A 12,687-nucleotide genomic window follows, 5' to 3' on the forward strand; every position below is an offset into this window, starting at 1 on the left:
ATTAATAGCTCAGTCTAAATCCGACTTCCGCGCCGCGACCGGCCTCCGGCGCGAAATTGCGCAAATACGACGTGGCGTTGCGGATGTTTTGATCGAGCAAGTTGTTGCCCTTGGCGAATACCAACAGCTTGGCGTCGCCGGCGGCTTTGATTTGGTAGTTGACGCCAGCGTTCAGCAAGTAATAGCCGGCCGTCGAAGTCTCGAACTCGCCGACGTGGGTCTGATCGTCGGCGCGGGTCAGGCGCAGGTAGCTGGAGACCTTGTCTTTGTTGTAGTCCAGTTGCAGCCCGTAGCGTAGTGGCGGCATGCGCGGCACGTCGCCACCGGTTTTGAATTCGCCCCGGGTGTAATCGCTGAACAAGGTCAGCTCCACCAAACCCAGGTGATTTTCGACGACCGGGAAAATCAGCTTGGCCTCGTAGCCTTTGAAAATGGCGTCTTGCTGGCTGCTTTGCACCACCGGTTTACAGTCCACGGCGCAAGGGTTGCCCTCTTCGTCGACGAAGGCGCCGGTGCGGTGCTGGTAAATGTAATCGCCGGCCCAGTTGTGGAACAAATCCAACTCCGCGCGCAGCCAGTCGCTTTTAAAACGGTAGCCCAGGTCCAGGTTATAAGCGGTTTCTTCCTTCAAGCTCAAGCTGCCCAGTTCGAAGCTGCGGGTGGCGTCGTGATAGCCGTTGGCCAGCAGTTCCTGGACATTGGGCGCCCGCGACGAGCGGGTGATTGCCAAATTCAGACTGTTGCGGCTGTCCAGCTTCCACAGTGCCGACACCGAGGCGCTAACCGGCGTGTAACTTAATGGGGCGAAGCCGTCAGGATGTATGTCGGTTTGCTCGACACGGGTGCCGAGTTGGTAGGTGACCGGGCCCAAATCGAAGGCCTCGACGCCGAACACACCATAGCTATAGGTGTCCGAGCGCGGTACGATGCTGGCGCCGGTCAGTTTCTCGACGGCGTTGAAATCGCTGACCTGAGCTTGAAAGCCGACCGCGCCGCGCAACGGGCCGATGTCTTGATGGTTGAGTTCGACGCGGCCTTCGTAGCTTTTGTTGGTGAAGAAGGCGCCGGGTTCACCGTTGGCGATTTCGGTGTGTTGGTAATCGGTGTAGCCCAGCCGGGTGCGCAAGGTTTTCGCGAACGGTAGCGGATTAGTCAGTTCGCTCTTGAAATCGTATTTGTTCTGGCGCATCGCGATGCGCACCGTTTCCGTGCCGGTGCCGTCCGGGGCAATGCCGTAGCTATTGTTCAAGTTGTTGATCGACGCGCCGGCGAAGCCGTTGTCGCCGACCCAGGACAAGCCGGCCGAACCGCTGATCGCCTCGGCACCGGTGTTGTTCAAATAGCCGCTCGGGTTGTCCACGACTTCCAATGAAGGATCGGTGATCGCCACCTTGGCGGTATCGATGCCGCTGCCGCCGATGTCCAGATTATTGCGATGCCGATAAAAGCCGTCCAAGTGATAGGCAATGTGATCCTTGCTGCCTTCGACTTTCATCGTGGTGCTGGTTTCGTCGCTGGTCGAGTCGAAGCGTTGCTCCAGCGCCGCGTTCAAGGCTTTGTCGAAGGCCTTGCCGGGAATCCGGTTGTCGATCACATTGACCACGCCGCCCATCGCACCGCTGCCGTACAACAGCGTTGCCGGGCCGCGCAACACTTCGATGCGCTCGGCCAACAGCGGCTCGACGCTGGTAGCGTGGTCCGGACTGATCGCCGACACGTCGTTGCTGCCAATGCCGTTGCTTAACACCCTGACCCTTGGGCCGGCTTGGCCGCGTATCACCGGCGTGCCGACGCCGGGGCCGAAAGACTGACTGGAAATGCCCAGTTCGTTTTTCAAGGTATCCCCTATGCTGTGGCCGGTTTTCATCCTCAACTCGTCGTCGCTAAGCACAGTGACCGGCGATCCGGCCTCGGCTTTTGTCACCGGCAACGGCGCGGTGACAATAACCTCGTCCAGCGAGATGTCGGTTTGGGTTTCCGCGTGAAGCAAACTCGCGGGCAGCATCAACAAGAAAAAAGCAGTTTTATTCATCGGTGGAACAGGAAAAGGGAGTCGGCAAAAATGTTATATTATAACGAATGCGAATGCAACAATATAACACCCGCATTCGTAGGTAACGCCATCAGAGCTTCCAGTCACGCCATAGAAGTGCTTCGTAGACGGCTACAGACCATTGTTTAACCGAGCCGGTCGATGCCCAAACACTTTGCAAAATCAGGCTCGGGCTCACGATGCCCTCAAAAGCGGGTGCTGGCGAGTAGCGGATTCAATACACCGACACATCCGTCCGACTGGGGCCGACCGGATAGGCTTTGCCGAATGCTTAGTCCGGTTCAACGCCGGTCATTTCATAACGCGACTGTTCGACGACTTTCGGCCATCCTGGTGTAAGCCGCTATACTCTAACCGCTAGCCGAACTCGCCGTTCATCGGCCAGGCTCCTCGCTTTATTCAACCCAAAGTCATTCAATGACAAGGAGACCACATGCCCCAAAATCCGTTGGTTTGCATCCTGTTTGCCACAACGTCGCTTTTTAGTTGCGCGATCGCGGCAAGCGATCCCGCGCCGGATACGCAAGCGCTCAGTAATCCGGCTATCCCGGTGGGCGTTTACTCCATGCCCTCCACGAACGAATGGTCGCTGCTCAAATCCTTCAACGCGACGCTGATCAATCGTCTGGCCGGACTGGCGGTGCCGGATGCGCAAGGCGCGCTGCAGCGAAATCGTCCGGGCTATTTTTCGGTGCGCTTTCAGGACGGCGTCACCTGGACCATCGTTCGCGGCTTGTATCCGCGTAACGCCGCCGTACTGGAATCCGGCATCAAAGCGCTGGAATACGCCTTCGGCCATCAAAATCCCGACGGTTCGTTTCCGATCGTGGTGCCGCCGACGTTGCCAGCCAACCTGATACCTTATCCTCAAGACTACGCCGACGCGACGACCTTCTTCTTCAGCGAGCTTGGCCGCTCGCTGATTTTGCTGGACGGCAACGCCTGGTTTCAAACCAGCGCCGACACGGCCGACCTGCGTCGCCGGGTAGGCATCATCAAGGAACAGGCGGACCGCTCGATCGACTGGCTGTTAACCCAGCAGGACTTGTTAATCGACTACGATACGCCGCTCTCCAATCACCTGTATTACGACGGCGCCGGCTTCTATTTGGTGGGCCGCGCTCTGAACCGCCAGGACGCGATCGATGCCGGTATCGCGTTTACCGAACTGGGCTTGAACGCCCAATGGCCGAACGGCGTGTTGCCGGAACTGGATGGCTATGACAGCAGCTATCAGGGCGTAAGCTTGTTTCGTTTGTTTATTCTGTATCTGAATGCCGATCCGACGGATGTGGTGATCAGGCAAAGGCTGTGGGATGCGATAAGCTCGGGAATCGCTTGGGAACAGACCCGCGTCAAGCCCAGCGGCGAAATCCTGTCCGACGGCAATAGCCGGGTCTATCCCGGCGGCGACAAATTTCTCGGCGTCGAAAAAGGCATCTCCTACGTGAACATCGCGCTGTCGTTCTATTACTACGCGGTGCTGACCGGCGACGCCGGCGCCAAGGCCGTCGCCGACAAAATCATTGCCTATTACACGACCGCGCACTGAAGCAGGGGCATCGGTGATACCGGTAAGTCGAATCGCTCAATGGATCGCGCGATCGTGAAACCACTGCTTCGCCTCGAAGAATGAAGCAGCTGGGCGCGTTAGGGCTTTAGCCGCAATCGATAGCATTTCGATTCGGTGACGACCGGACTTTGCCCAACGCCTTTTTGAGTGAACTGAATCATTCGCTTCAATTCCACTCGCTGACCGACCTCAGCTACGATATTTCGTCATCACTACTGAATATCGTAGCCCAAATCCGCAATAATATCGATTTTGTTCAACAGCGAACTTAACTATTCCAAGGTAAATCAGTTATTTAAAATAATCTCGCCAAACTGGCACAGCGTTTGCCCCCTCATATATCGATCGTTTCACTTAAATATCTTTTTTAAAACATCAATATGAGGATCCAACCATGAAACTAAAATCCACTTTCGCTGCTTTAACATTTGCCGGTATTGCTTGCTTCAGCGGCAACGTATTTTCGGGTATCGATACGGCGGCCTATTCTCACGATGCCTATATCGGTGTCTACAATAACGAGCAGTGGATGAAAAATCTGCCGGACACGCTAAAACTCAGCGAACTTTCGCTGCCGGGGACACACGATTCCATGGCTCGTTACGGTGACGACGATATACAAACCCAATCAATGAGCGTCGCCGATCAGTTAAACTCCGGAATCCGCGTGCTGGATATACGCTGCTGGCATAAAAACGATAATTTAATTATTTCTCGCGCAGGGGTTACCCAAAATGCCACCTACCAGGACGTGTTGAACGCTGTGGATGACTTTTTGGCGGCTAATCCCAGCGAGACCGTGATTATGCGAGTTACTGAAGATGTTGTCGGCGTGAATAATACCCGCAGTTTCTCCGATACCTACAATTACATCGTCGGCAAGTTCCCCGGCCTGTTTTTGGATCTGCAAGGTACTACTAATCCCACGCTAGGTGAAATGCGGGGTAAGGCGGTATTGTTACAAAATTATTCCGGTTCGCCCATTGGAATTAACTATTCCGAAATCTACAAGCAAGGTACCGTACAGGACAATTACAAATTGAAAACAAACTGGGATTTGTACGGCAAATGGGAACAAGTCAAAGCGCATTTCATGGCCGCCTCAACCGGCGATGCCAATAAAATTTATATTAACTTCCTGGATGGCGGCAACGGCTCATTCCCTTATTTTGTCGCCAGCGGCCACAGTTCGCATGAAACCAATGCAGCGCAATTATTGACCGGTTTAACCACGCTAACCAGTCCGAATACCTATCCGGATTTTCCTAGAGTCGGCTGCCTGGGTAAATTGTGCTCCATCGCTTTCCTGGGCACCAATCAACTCAGCAGCAAATTCCTGGCGGATTTGGCGCTTAATTACCAATCCATCAATCAGTTGTATAAAAACTTGAATATCAATCTCAAACTGACCAAACGGATGGGTATTGTCATGATGGACTTCCCGGGTAGAAGTTTGGTGAACAACATTATTGCAATGAACGAAGTGCTTCTGAAAAAAACCAATTAACCCATAATACCCGGATCGCCCCTCGACTCTCCGCAACGAGAGAAAACACGAGGGGCGGCTTTATTTTAACAGCTGATTATGATGAATATTTTGGCTTCGCCACCGAAAATTAAAGTCAGCTAGTGTTTTTATGAAAGTAGCGACTTTCCACTATCAAACCCGAGGTGTTCCATGAACGGCAATAACGCGGCATTTCGTCTCAACCCGGCAACCTATATGGGCCAAAAACTCATTTACAGTTATAACGCCGGAAAAACCATGGATGGTAAAGACAGCTTAAACGAAACCATTAATGCCAAACATTTGGCTAGTCAATTTAGCGATAGTAAACGAAAGTGCCGGATTCCATTGGAGTTCGACTTAGTACCCATCGCCAAGTATCCGGCCGTCGTCGATTTAAAAATACTTGGCGCACAAGGTGCGTACGCGCAAACGTCGCGCAAGGGCGCGCCGATAATCGCGGGTTGGATACCCTTCATCAACGAAGACACCAACGACGCCAGCAAATTCGGTTACATACCGGCCAACAGCGTGCCGGGAACCGTTCAATATATCTTCACGGTGGGCTTGGGCGGCTGCACCATCGTCGCGGTCGATCGCGGACCCAAAGGCATTTATTTTTATCACGAACCCACCAAGGCGGCGTGGAATAACTTACCCGTTTACCCCGACGGCAATCAGGTGTTGGTCCGAGCATTGCCCGCACTGGCCGGTAGCGCAATCATTCGGCGGAGCACAACGGCCGCACACGGATGGGAAATTTTGGTACAGGACGCCAACGGCTTCACGTCCGGCGGTGTCACCGCGTATCCTGTCTAGTCTGGCGGCCTGCTAGACAAGGCCGACCCTGTCTTAACGAAGTAAACTTTTTACGATCGATTTCTCTCGAAATGCTTTAAGGAATATTCAGGCATCTCTACGCGAACCTCAGAGCAATAAACGCAGAGAGCGGCGATTCCCAAACGCCAGTTTGGGAATCACGCCTTTAAAACGCCCGCTTTGATTGTTTTGACCCGGAAGCAGAAGCTTCTAATATCATGTAACCAAGCTGAAGCTTGATTGCCAATCGAAATAAAGCATCGCGGCAGCCTGTCGGCGAACCGGCATACAATTGATCTTAGCGATAGCGAAACCATATCCTGCCGTTTTAATTCCGCGTGGGCACAAAAACCGTGCCCACCCTACCCTGCTTATCACGTTAATTCATTTTTAATAAAGTGTCGTAATTGAATTTTCGACGATTGGTTTATCGGTGAATTCGCCTGTTCGAACAACGAAGCAAGGATGTTGCCTTCGAAATATTCTTCTCCACAGTTATTACAAACTTTGGCAGGCACATTTTTGAACACCAGAATAGTCTCGCCAAATTCAAGCGTAATGCTGGCAAAATCATCTATCATCATGCCCAATTTACAGATCACACACATCATAGGAGTATTTATAGCCGGATCGGTTTGCGACGCCCTTTTCCCCTGATGCCGCGCCGAGCACCGGAGGGTTTGGGCGGATTTGCCCGACAGGGGCGCGGCAGGGATGCCGCGCGTTTTCGGAGGGCTAGGAAAGCCCTTCCGAAAACCCCGCACAAACCCGCAGGAGCGCAGGATCAAAGCGGCATGGGGTGTCGTTTCTTTTGGATACTTTTCTTTCGACTGCATGGATGCAGGAGGTAGAGCAATGCAGGAGCAATTGCCGAGGCCAAGCACAAATTCGTCTGGAACGAATTTGAACAGCCGATAGGCTGGCCCGCAGGGCGAAAACCATGGATGGTTTTCGTAGCGAAAGTATCGCGGTTGCCGGTCCGCGAACCGGCGTTAAATTGAGCCTCGCGATAGCGAGGCATTAAAATAAAAAGTATTTCAATTAAATCATGCGTCCGATTACGCGACCGATGCGCTTCACTTTGTTCAGCACATCCTACGGCCCTATTTAGCGCACCTTATCGCGTTACACATCTATTTTATGAGTCCATCTTGGCACACCACCACGAGATAAGTAATCGACAAGATTTTTTGAGCCATAAAACTTGGTACGCCCATTCTGATTATAAGCAAGTGCCGATTGATCAACATTCAATCCAGCTAATCGAGCCTTAACTGTAAGTTGATTTAGCAACACGTTGTTATCAGAATCACTTCCTGAATTTGATCTTGCGTCAAATATTGCAAAATCAATCCATCCACCTGAAGTAGCTCGCTCTCGGAGGTGAGCCATATTTATTTTCATAGAATACTCCAAAATAAATTTAATTTAAAACTTGTGAGAAAAAAATCAATTTTACGATTTACCGCTACCGTTACAACAACCGCAAGGCTGACCTTTGGGACCGAATACCGAATCATACGTCATTGATTTAGTAAGCCTTGATTCATTAAATTGCAGCGGCTTTTGAGCAACTTTGTTTACAATAACTTCATACCTAGCACCAGTATTCTCATCATAAACATAATGCCTAAATGGAAGTGGAGACTTTTCCTTTATTAAGTCTTGAATGAGTCGATCAACAATTTTTGTGTTTACTGCCATTTTAAAGCCCCCTGTACATTAAATTACGTTACTATTCAAATGTTCATTCTTTATCTTTTCATAAAACAAACTAGTAGATTTTGACTCCAAGAGAAGTTGTTTTCCAGATTTACTTAAGCCGGGAATACTATTACAAGACTCAATTGATCTGTACATAGACATATAATTATCACTAAATGTCCTCTTTATTATTCTTTCATCGATCATCCCGCCCTCGCAGCATAGAGCGACAAGCTCCAATGTATTAACGGCCTTTACAACATCAGGTGTAACAGGCTGGTGAGGATCAATTTCATTTAAATCCGCTATATAGCCCCAAAGTGGAACAATTAATTGACGTTGCGCAAGTAATTGTTGGCTATCGTTTATTTTTGTAGTTAATAATATTTGACTATCATTGATTTGTTTTGCTAACTCCTTTTGATTTTGGTGTATAAATAAAGAAATACCAAGACCAATTAATGCCACAACCGCCGATGCAACGGTTCCCCACGCAGATAATATTGTTGCAGTATTTGTATCAAACATAGATCATCCGCATTTCGACTCCCCACAATTCAAACAAGTCATACACCCATCCATCAACACCATCGCCTTCGTCGAACACTTGTTACACAGCACGGCCTTTTCCGGAAACGCCTGCCCCTCGCTGGAACCATGCAAAGCCTCGAATTCCCGGCGCTTCTCGTCCAACAACTGCTGGTGATGGTCGCTGAGTTTTTCCGGCTTGATCATGCCGATGTGCTTCAGATGCGACTCGATGGCATGACCAATTTCAGCGACCAAGGACGGCATGAACACCCCGCCTTTTTTGAAATAACCGCCGCGCGGATCGAACACCGCTTTCAGCTCTTCGACCAGGAAACAAGCGTCGCCGCCCTTCCGGAACACCGCCGAGATGACCCGCGTCAACGCCAGTACCCATTGAAAATGCTCCATGTTCTTGGAGTTGATGAAGATTTCGTAAGGCCGGCGCTCTTCGTGGGCGGTGTCCTGGTTGAGGATGATGTCGTTGATCGTGATGTACAAGGCGTGCTCGGATTGCGGCGTCTTGATCTTGTAGGTGGAGCCGACCAGCATTTCCGGACGCTCGACGTTTTCGTGCATCGATTCCAGCGACGGCTTTTCCGCTTCCGCTTGTTGAACCGCTTCGGCGCTGTCCTTGCTCAGGACTTTGTAGCCGACGATTTTTTTGCTGATTTTGTGTAGGGTCATGTTGCTTGCCTTTAAAATTTTGTCTGTTGAATTCGTCAGTTACCGAGCTTGACTAAACAGGTTGCCAAACAGATAATGTCGCCAAGGATTGAGGATACTCGGTCGACAAAAAGCCTCGGTGGTTACATCGGGGCTTTTTGTTTTTCAGGGGTAGCATTTCAATCCGTATCCATGTTTATCGCCCCGGTTATTGGTATAGAATTTTTCGTTCACGATTTCGAACGCCCTGTTGCTTTGTTCCGGCCTTAAATAATGCAGCCCGATAGGGCGCGCTACCAAATCCGCCAATTGCAATCCTGCGGAATTGCTTTTCTTGTCGGCGAACACCAATTGGAACGGCAGAGGCTTGTGCAAGTAGTTATCACCAGCGCAAATACGCCGAAACTCCAATTCCAATTCATCGTCTTCTACTTTGCCGCGTTGTTCCACGACGATATGGGTCAAAGACGATTGTCGCAAACAATAAAAAATCCGTTCTAATCCAAAACGCAGGCCGATATGGTAAGGGTTTTCCACCATATGATGTTTTTGCCGGTAACGTTGTTTATCGATCACGGAACTGATTAAGGTAAACGGCGATTGTTGAATGATTAACGTCAATTCGTTCAAAAAATCGAATTTAAGCTGCCGACTTTTCAAGAAAGCAAAACTGCCGCGATCCCGACGAATATCTGTTTCATGCAAGATTATCTGATCGTGGCCGAAATGCTTGAGTTTAAACGCCTGAATCAACGGCACCACACTTTGAACATAATCCTGCTTTTTGAAAATACAAAACACCAGTACGAATATCGGATAACTCGGGTCAATACTATTCAAACCGTGGTCACCGCTTTCATCGACGTATACGATGTAATCAGAAAATGATCCGTTCATCTGGAATCGTTCGACGAATCAAAACTTGCCGTAATAGCCTTCCTTCAACGCATCGAACAGATTGGCGGCGGTGTGGATTTCGCCGTCGTATTCCACTTCCTCGTTGCCTTTGAATTCCACCACATGGCCGTCTTCCAGGGTGAACTGGTAAGTGGTGTTTTCCAGATCGGACTCTTTCACCAACACGCCCTGGAATACTTCCGGGTTGAAGCGGAAGGTGGTGCAGCCTTTCAGGCCTTGTTCGTAGGCGTATTCGTAGATCGACTTGAAGTCTTCGTAGGGGTAGTCGGTCGGCACGTTGGCGGTCTTGGAAATCGACGAGTCGATCCAGCGTTGCGCGGCGGCCTGAATGTCGACGTGCTGTTTCGGCGAGATGTCGTCGGCGGCGATGAAGTAGTCCGGCAGTTGTTGCGCGGGATTGTCGCTATAGGGCATCGCGTCCGGGTTGACCAAGTGGCGGTAGGCCAGCAATTCGAACGAGAACACGTCGATTTTTTCCTTGGACTTCTTGCCCTCGCGGATCACGTTGCGCGAATAGTGGTGGGCAAAGCTGGGTTCGATGCCGTTGCTGGCGTTGTTGGCCAGAGACAGCGAGATGGTGCCGGTCGGCGCGATCGAACTGTGGTGGGTAAAGCGGCAGCCGGTTTCGGCCAGTTGCGCCACCAGTTCCGGCTCGACTTGCGCCAGCTTTTGCATGTAGCGGCTGTATTTGGCGTGCAACACCTTGCCGGGCACCTGGTCGCCGAGCTTGTAGCCGTCGGCTTTCATTTCCGGGCGTTTGTGCAGCATTTCGCCGCTCACTTCGAACAACTGCTCCATGATCGGCGCCGGGCCTTTTTCCTTCGCCAGTTCCAGGCCGGTTTTCCAGCCCTCCACGGCCATGACTTTGGTGACTTCCTCGGTGAAGTCCAGCGACTCGGCGTTGCCGTATTTCAGACCCAGCATCGTGATCGTCGAACCCAAGCCCAAATAGCCCATGCCGTGGCGGCGCTTGCCGGTGATTTCGTCGCGCTGTTTTTGCAGCGGCAGGCCGTTGATCTCGACGACGTTGTCCAGCATGCGGGTAAAGATGCGCACGGTCTTGCGGTAGTCGTCCCAGTTGAAGCGGGCTTGCTCGGTGAACGGCTGCTCGACGAAGCGGGTCAGATTGATCGAGCCCAACAGGCAGGAGCCGTAAGGCGGTAGCGGTTGTTCGCCGCAGGGGTTGGTGGCGCGGATGTGCTCGCAGAACCAGTTGTTGTTCATCTCGTTGACCTTGTCGATCAGGATGAAGCCGGGTTCGGCGTAATCGTAGGTCGAGGACATGATGATGTCCCACAGGCGGCGGGCCGGCATCACTTTGCTGATCCGGCAGGCCACCAGACCGGCCTCGTTGACCACGTAACCTTTCTTATTGGGCAGATCGCGCCAGATCACTTTGGCGCCATCGTTCAAATCCAACTGGTCGGCGATCTGTTCGCGCTCGGTAATCGGGAAAGACAGCGACCACGGGCCGTTGTTTTTGACCGCTTCGACGAATTCGCTGGTAATCAATAACGACAGGTTGAACTGACGCAGCCGGCCGTCCTCGCGCTTGGCGCGGATGAAATCGACCACGTCCGGGTGAGCGACATCGAAGGTCGCCATTTGCGCGCCGCGCCGACCGCCGGCGGACGACACCGTAAAGCACATCTTGTCGTAGATGTCCATGAACGACAGCGGTCCGGATGTGTAGGCGCCGGCGCCGGACACGTAGGCATCGCGCGGCCGCAAGGTCGAGAATTCGTAGCCGATGCCACAGCCGGCTTTCAGGGTCAAACCGGCTTCGTGGACCTTATGCAGAATGTCGTCCATCGAATCTTCGATGATGCCGGACACGGTGCAATTGATGGTCGAGGTAGCGGGCTTGTGCTCCAACGCGCCGGCATTCGACACAATCCGCCCGGCCGGAATCGCGCCCTGGCGCAAGGCCCACAGGAATTCCTTGTAATGCTGTTCGCGCAAGACCTTGGTTTTCTCGACATCGGCCAACGCGCGGGCAACCCGTTTGTATGTGTCGTCGATACTGGCGTCGATGGCCTTGCCGTCCTTGGTTTTCAAACGATATTTGCTGTCCCAGATGTCCAGGGAAGCGCTTTGCAGCGGAATATCGGTATCGGTGGACGGTACAACGGAAAGTTTTGCGGTCATGCGCGGATTCCCTTTTGGTCTGATGGTTACTGGACGAACCCGCTCGTCGGAGCGAGTTTCACAAGCCGACAAACGCGCCGCCGCGAACCGATAGTGTCCGAACCGGCGAACTCGGCGACGTTTGTGCTTGTAAGATATTGATGTTTATTACGAATTAAAGCGAAGACACTGTGCGGGCTTGCGCCACTGCATGTAGTGCCATTGGAAAAATGTTAGCACAATATATTGTGATACCGGCAGAACTTTTTACGCTACGCCCAAGGAAAAACGCGCAGCCTTTTCAGTTCAAGGAGTTAGCGCGCGCAGTTGAAACCGAATCGATTTCCCGGTTAGCCGGCAGGGTTAAGAAAGGTTTAATGGTAGCGACTAAAATGGGCCCGCCGGCTTGAAGCAAGCCGGCGCCCGGCCGATACGCCGAGCTCACTCAACTCACGAGGAAAACCACCGATGAACAACATCGCCAAGATTGTTAGCACGACCGCCCTGTTGGCGGCGATCGGGTTCTGCCAACCGGGCGTGGCCGGCACGCCGGGCATCGATCAGCGCCAAATCGATCAAGAACGTCGTATCGAACAAGGCGAAGCCTCCGGCGCGCTGACCACCCGCGAAGCCAATCGTCTGGAACATCAACAAACCCGTATCGAACGCCAGGAAGCCAATGCCAAGGCCGACGGCGTGGTGACGAATACGGAACGCGCCCGCTTGACGCATCAACAGAATAAGGCCGATCGGGCGATCGCTCGCAAGAAGCACAATCTAAGGCGGCAATAA

General features: G+C 52.1%; 12 protein-coding genes. 4 read left to right on the top strand and 8 right to left on the bottom strand.

The genetic code is table 11. From position 1 onward, the window contains the following. Position 1: 1 nt before the first annotated feature. Positions 2-2,032 carry a TonB-dependent receptor gene (locus tag ACQE3E_RS16290; RefSeq protein WP_427500847.1) on the bottom strand — a complete coding sequence of 677 codons (2,031 nt, stop codon included), beginning with the start codon at positions 2,030-2,032 and terminating at the stop codon, positions 2-4. A 454-nt stretch (positions 2,033-2,486) separates the two neighbouring features. On the opposite strand from ACQE3E_RS16290, the gene ACQE3E_RS16295 reads away from it, so the two are divergent. The 3 genes from ACQE3E_RS16295 (at position 2,487) to ACQE3E_RS16305 (ending at position 5,952) form a co-directional block, all read left to right on the top strand. After that, positions 2,487-3,605 (top strand): hypothetical protein, encoded by a 1,119-nt coding sequence (locus ACQE3E_RS16295; RefSeq protein ID WP_427500848.1) that lies wholly within the window; start codon positions 2,487-2,489, stop codon positions 3,603-3,605. 415 nt (positions 3,606-4,020) lie between these two features. Continuing rightward, a complete protein-coding gene (locus tag ACQE3E_RS16300) occupies positions 4,021-5,133 on the top strand; it encodes a phosphatidylinositol-specific phospholipase C (RefSeq protein ID WP_427500849.1) in 1,113 nt (370 codons plus the stop codon). 171 nt (positions 5,134-5,304) lie between these two features. Beyond that, positions 5,305-5,952 carry a hypothetical protein gene (locus ACQE3E_RS16305; protein WP_168028906.1) on the top strand — a complete coding sequence of 216 codons (648 nt, stop codon included), beginning with the start codon at positions 5,305-5,307 and terminating at the stop codon, positions 5,950-5,952. Positions 5,953-6,326: 374 nt separating this feature from the next. Here the strand turns inward: ACQE3E_RS16305 and ACQE3E_RS16310 are convergent, their stop codons facing one another. From ACQE3E_RS16310 to ACQE3E_RS16340, 7 genes are all read right to left on the bottom strand, one after another. After that, the gene (locus ACQE3E_RS16310; RefSeq protein WP_427500850.1) at positions 6,327-6,788 is read right to left on the bottom strand and encodes a type II toxin-antitoxin system MqsA family antitoxin; all 462 of its coding nucleotides are present in this window, start codon (positions 6,786-6,788) and stop codon (positions 6,327-6,329) included. Between the two features lie 289 nt (positions 6,789-7,077). Next, positions 7,078-7,356 carry a hypothetical protein gene (locus tag ACQE3E_RS16315; RefSeq protein ID WP_427500851.1) on the bottom strand — a complete coding sequence of 93 codons (279 nt, stop codon included), beginning with the start codon at positions 7,354-7,356 and terminating at the stop codon, positions 7,078-7,080. A 51-nt stretch (positions 7,357-7,407) separates the two neighbouring features. Next, positions 7,408-7,656 carry a hypothetical protein gene (locus ACQE3E_RS16320; protein ID WP_427500852.1) on the bottom strand — a complete coding sequence of 83 codons (249 nt, stop codon included), beginning with the start codon at positions 7,654-7,656 and terminating at the stop codon, positions 7,408-7,410. A gap of 18 nt (positions 7,657-7,674) precedes the next feature. Beyond that, positions 7,675-8,184, bottom strand: a complete 510-nt coding sequence (locus ACQE3E_RS16325) for a DUF4760 domain-containing protein (protein ID WP_427500853.1) — start codon at positions 8,182-8,184, stop codon at positions 7,675-7,677. 3 nt (positions 8,185-8,187) lie between these two features. Then, complete coding sequence (locus tag ACQE3E_RS16330) at positions 8,188-8,871, bottom strand: hypothetical protein (protein WP_064024982.1); 684 nt, start codon at positions 8,869-8,871, stop codon at positions 8,188-8,190. Between the two features lie 144 nt (positions 8,872-9,015). Next, the gene (locus tag ACQE3E_RS16335; RefSeq protein ID WP_168028912.1) at positions 9,016-9,747 is read right to left on the bottom strand and encodes a DUF3800 domain-containing protein; all 732 of its coding nucleotides are present in this window, start codon (positions 9,745-9,747) and stop codon (positions 9,016-9,018) included. Positions 9,748-9,765: 18 nt separating this feature from the next. Continuing rightward, positions 9,766-11,916 (bottom strand): adenosylcobalamin-dependent ribonucleoside-diphosphate reductase, encoded by a 2,151-nt coding sequence (locus tag ACQE3E_RS16340; protein ID WP_427500854.1) that lies wholly within the window; start codon positions 11,914-11,916, stop codon positions 9,766-9,768. A 447-nt stretch (positions 11,917-12,363) separates the two neighbouring features. On the opposite strand from ACQE3E_RS16340, the gene ACQE3E_RS16345 reads away from it, so the two are divergent. Continuing rightward, positions 12,364-12,687: a hypothetical protein gene (locus ACQE3E_RS16345; protein WP_313729720.1), complete on the top strand. Its 324-nt coding sequence runs from the start codon at positions 12,364-12,366 to the stop codon at positions 12,685-12,687.

It is taken from the genome of Methylomonas sp. MED-D (assembly GCF_050276835.1).
GTDB lineage: Bacteria > Pseudomonadota > Gammaproteobacteria > Methylococcales > Methylomonadaceae > Methylomonas > Methylomonas koyamae_A.

What these genes read in the sequence shown, in the direction of transcription:
- ACQE3E_RS16290 (WP_427500847.1), bottom strand. Translation starts at nt 2,032, where the DNA reads ATGAATAAAACTGCTTTTTTCTTGTTGATGCTGCCCGCGAGTTTGCTT.
- ACQE3E_RS16295 (WP_427500848.1), top strand. Translation starts at nt 2,487, where the DNA reads ATGCCCCAAAATCCGTTGGTTTGCATCCTGTTTGCCACAACGTCGCTT.
- ACQE3E_RS16300 (WP_427500849.1), top strand. Translation starts at nt 4,021, where the DNA reads ATGAAACTAAAATCCACTTTCGCTGCTTTAACATTTGCCGGTATTGCT.
- ACQE3E_RS16305 (WP_168028906.1), top strand. Translation starts at nt 5,305, where the DNA reads ATGAACGGCAATAACGCGGCATTTCGTCTCAACCCGGCAACCTATATG.
- ACQE3E_RS16310 (WP_427500850.1), bottom strand. Translation starts at nt 6,788, where the DNA reads ATGCAGTCGAAAGAAAAGTATCCAAAAGAAACGACACCCCATGCCGCT.
- ACQE3E_RS16315 (WP_427500851.1), bottom strand. Translation starts at nt 7,356, where the DNA reads ATGAAAATAAATATGGCTCACCTCCGAGAGCGAGCTACTTCAGGTGGA.
- ACQE3E_RS16320 (WP_427500852.1), bottom strand. Translation starts at nt 7,656, where the DNA reads ATGGCAGTAAACACAAAAATTGTTGATCGACTCATTCAAGACTTAATA.
- ACQE3E_RS16325 (WP_427500853.1), bottom strand. Translation starts at nt 8,184, where the DNA reads ATGTTTGATACAAATACTGCAACAATATTATCTGCGTGGGGAACCGTT.
- ACQE3E_RS16330 (WP_064024982.1), bottom strand. Translation starts at nt 8,871, where the DNA reads ATGACCCTACACAAAATCAGCAAAAAAATCGTCGGCTACAAAGTCCTG.
- ACQE3E_RS16335 (WP_168028912.1), bottom strand. Translation starts at nt 9,747, where the DNA reads ATGAACGGATCATTTTCTGATTACATCGTATACGTCGATGAAAGCGGT.
- ACQE3E_RS16340 (WP_427500854.1), bottom strand. Translation starts at nt 11,916, where the DNA reads ATGACCGCAAAACTTTCCGTTGTACCGTCCACCGATACCGATATTCCG.
- ACQE3E_RS16345 (WP_313729720.1), top strand. Translation starts at nt 12,364, where the DNA reads ATGAACAACATCGCCAAGATTGTTAGCACGACCGCCCTGTTGGCGGCG.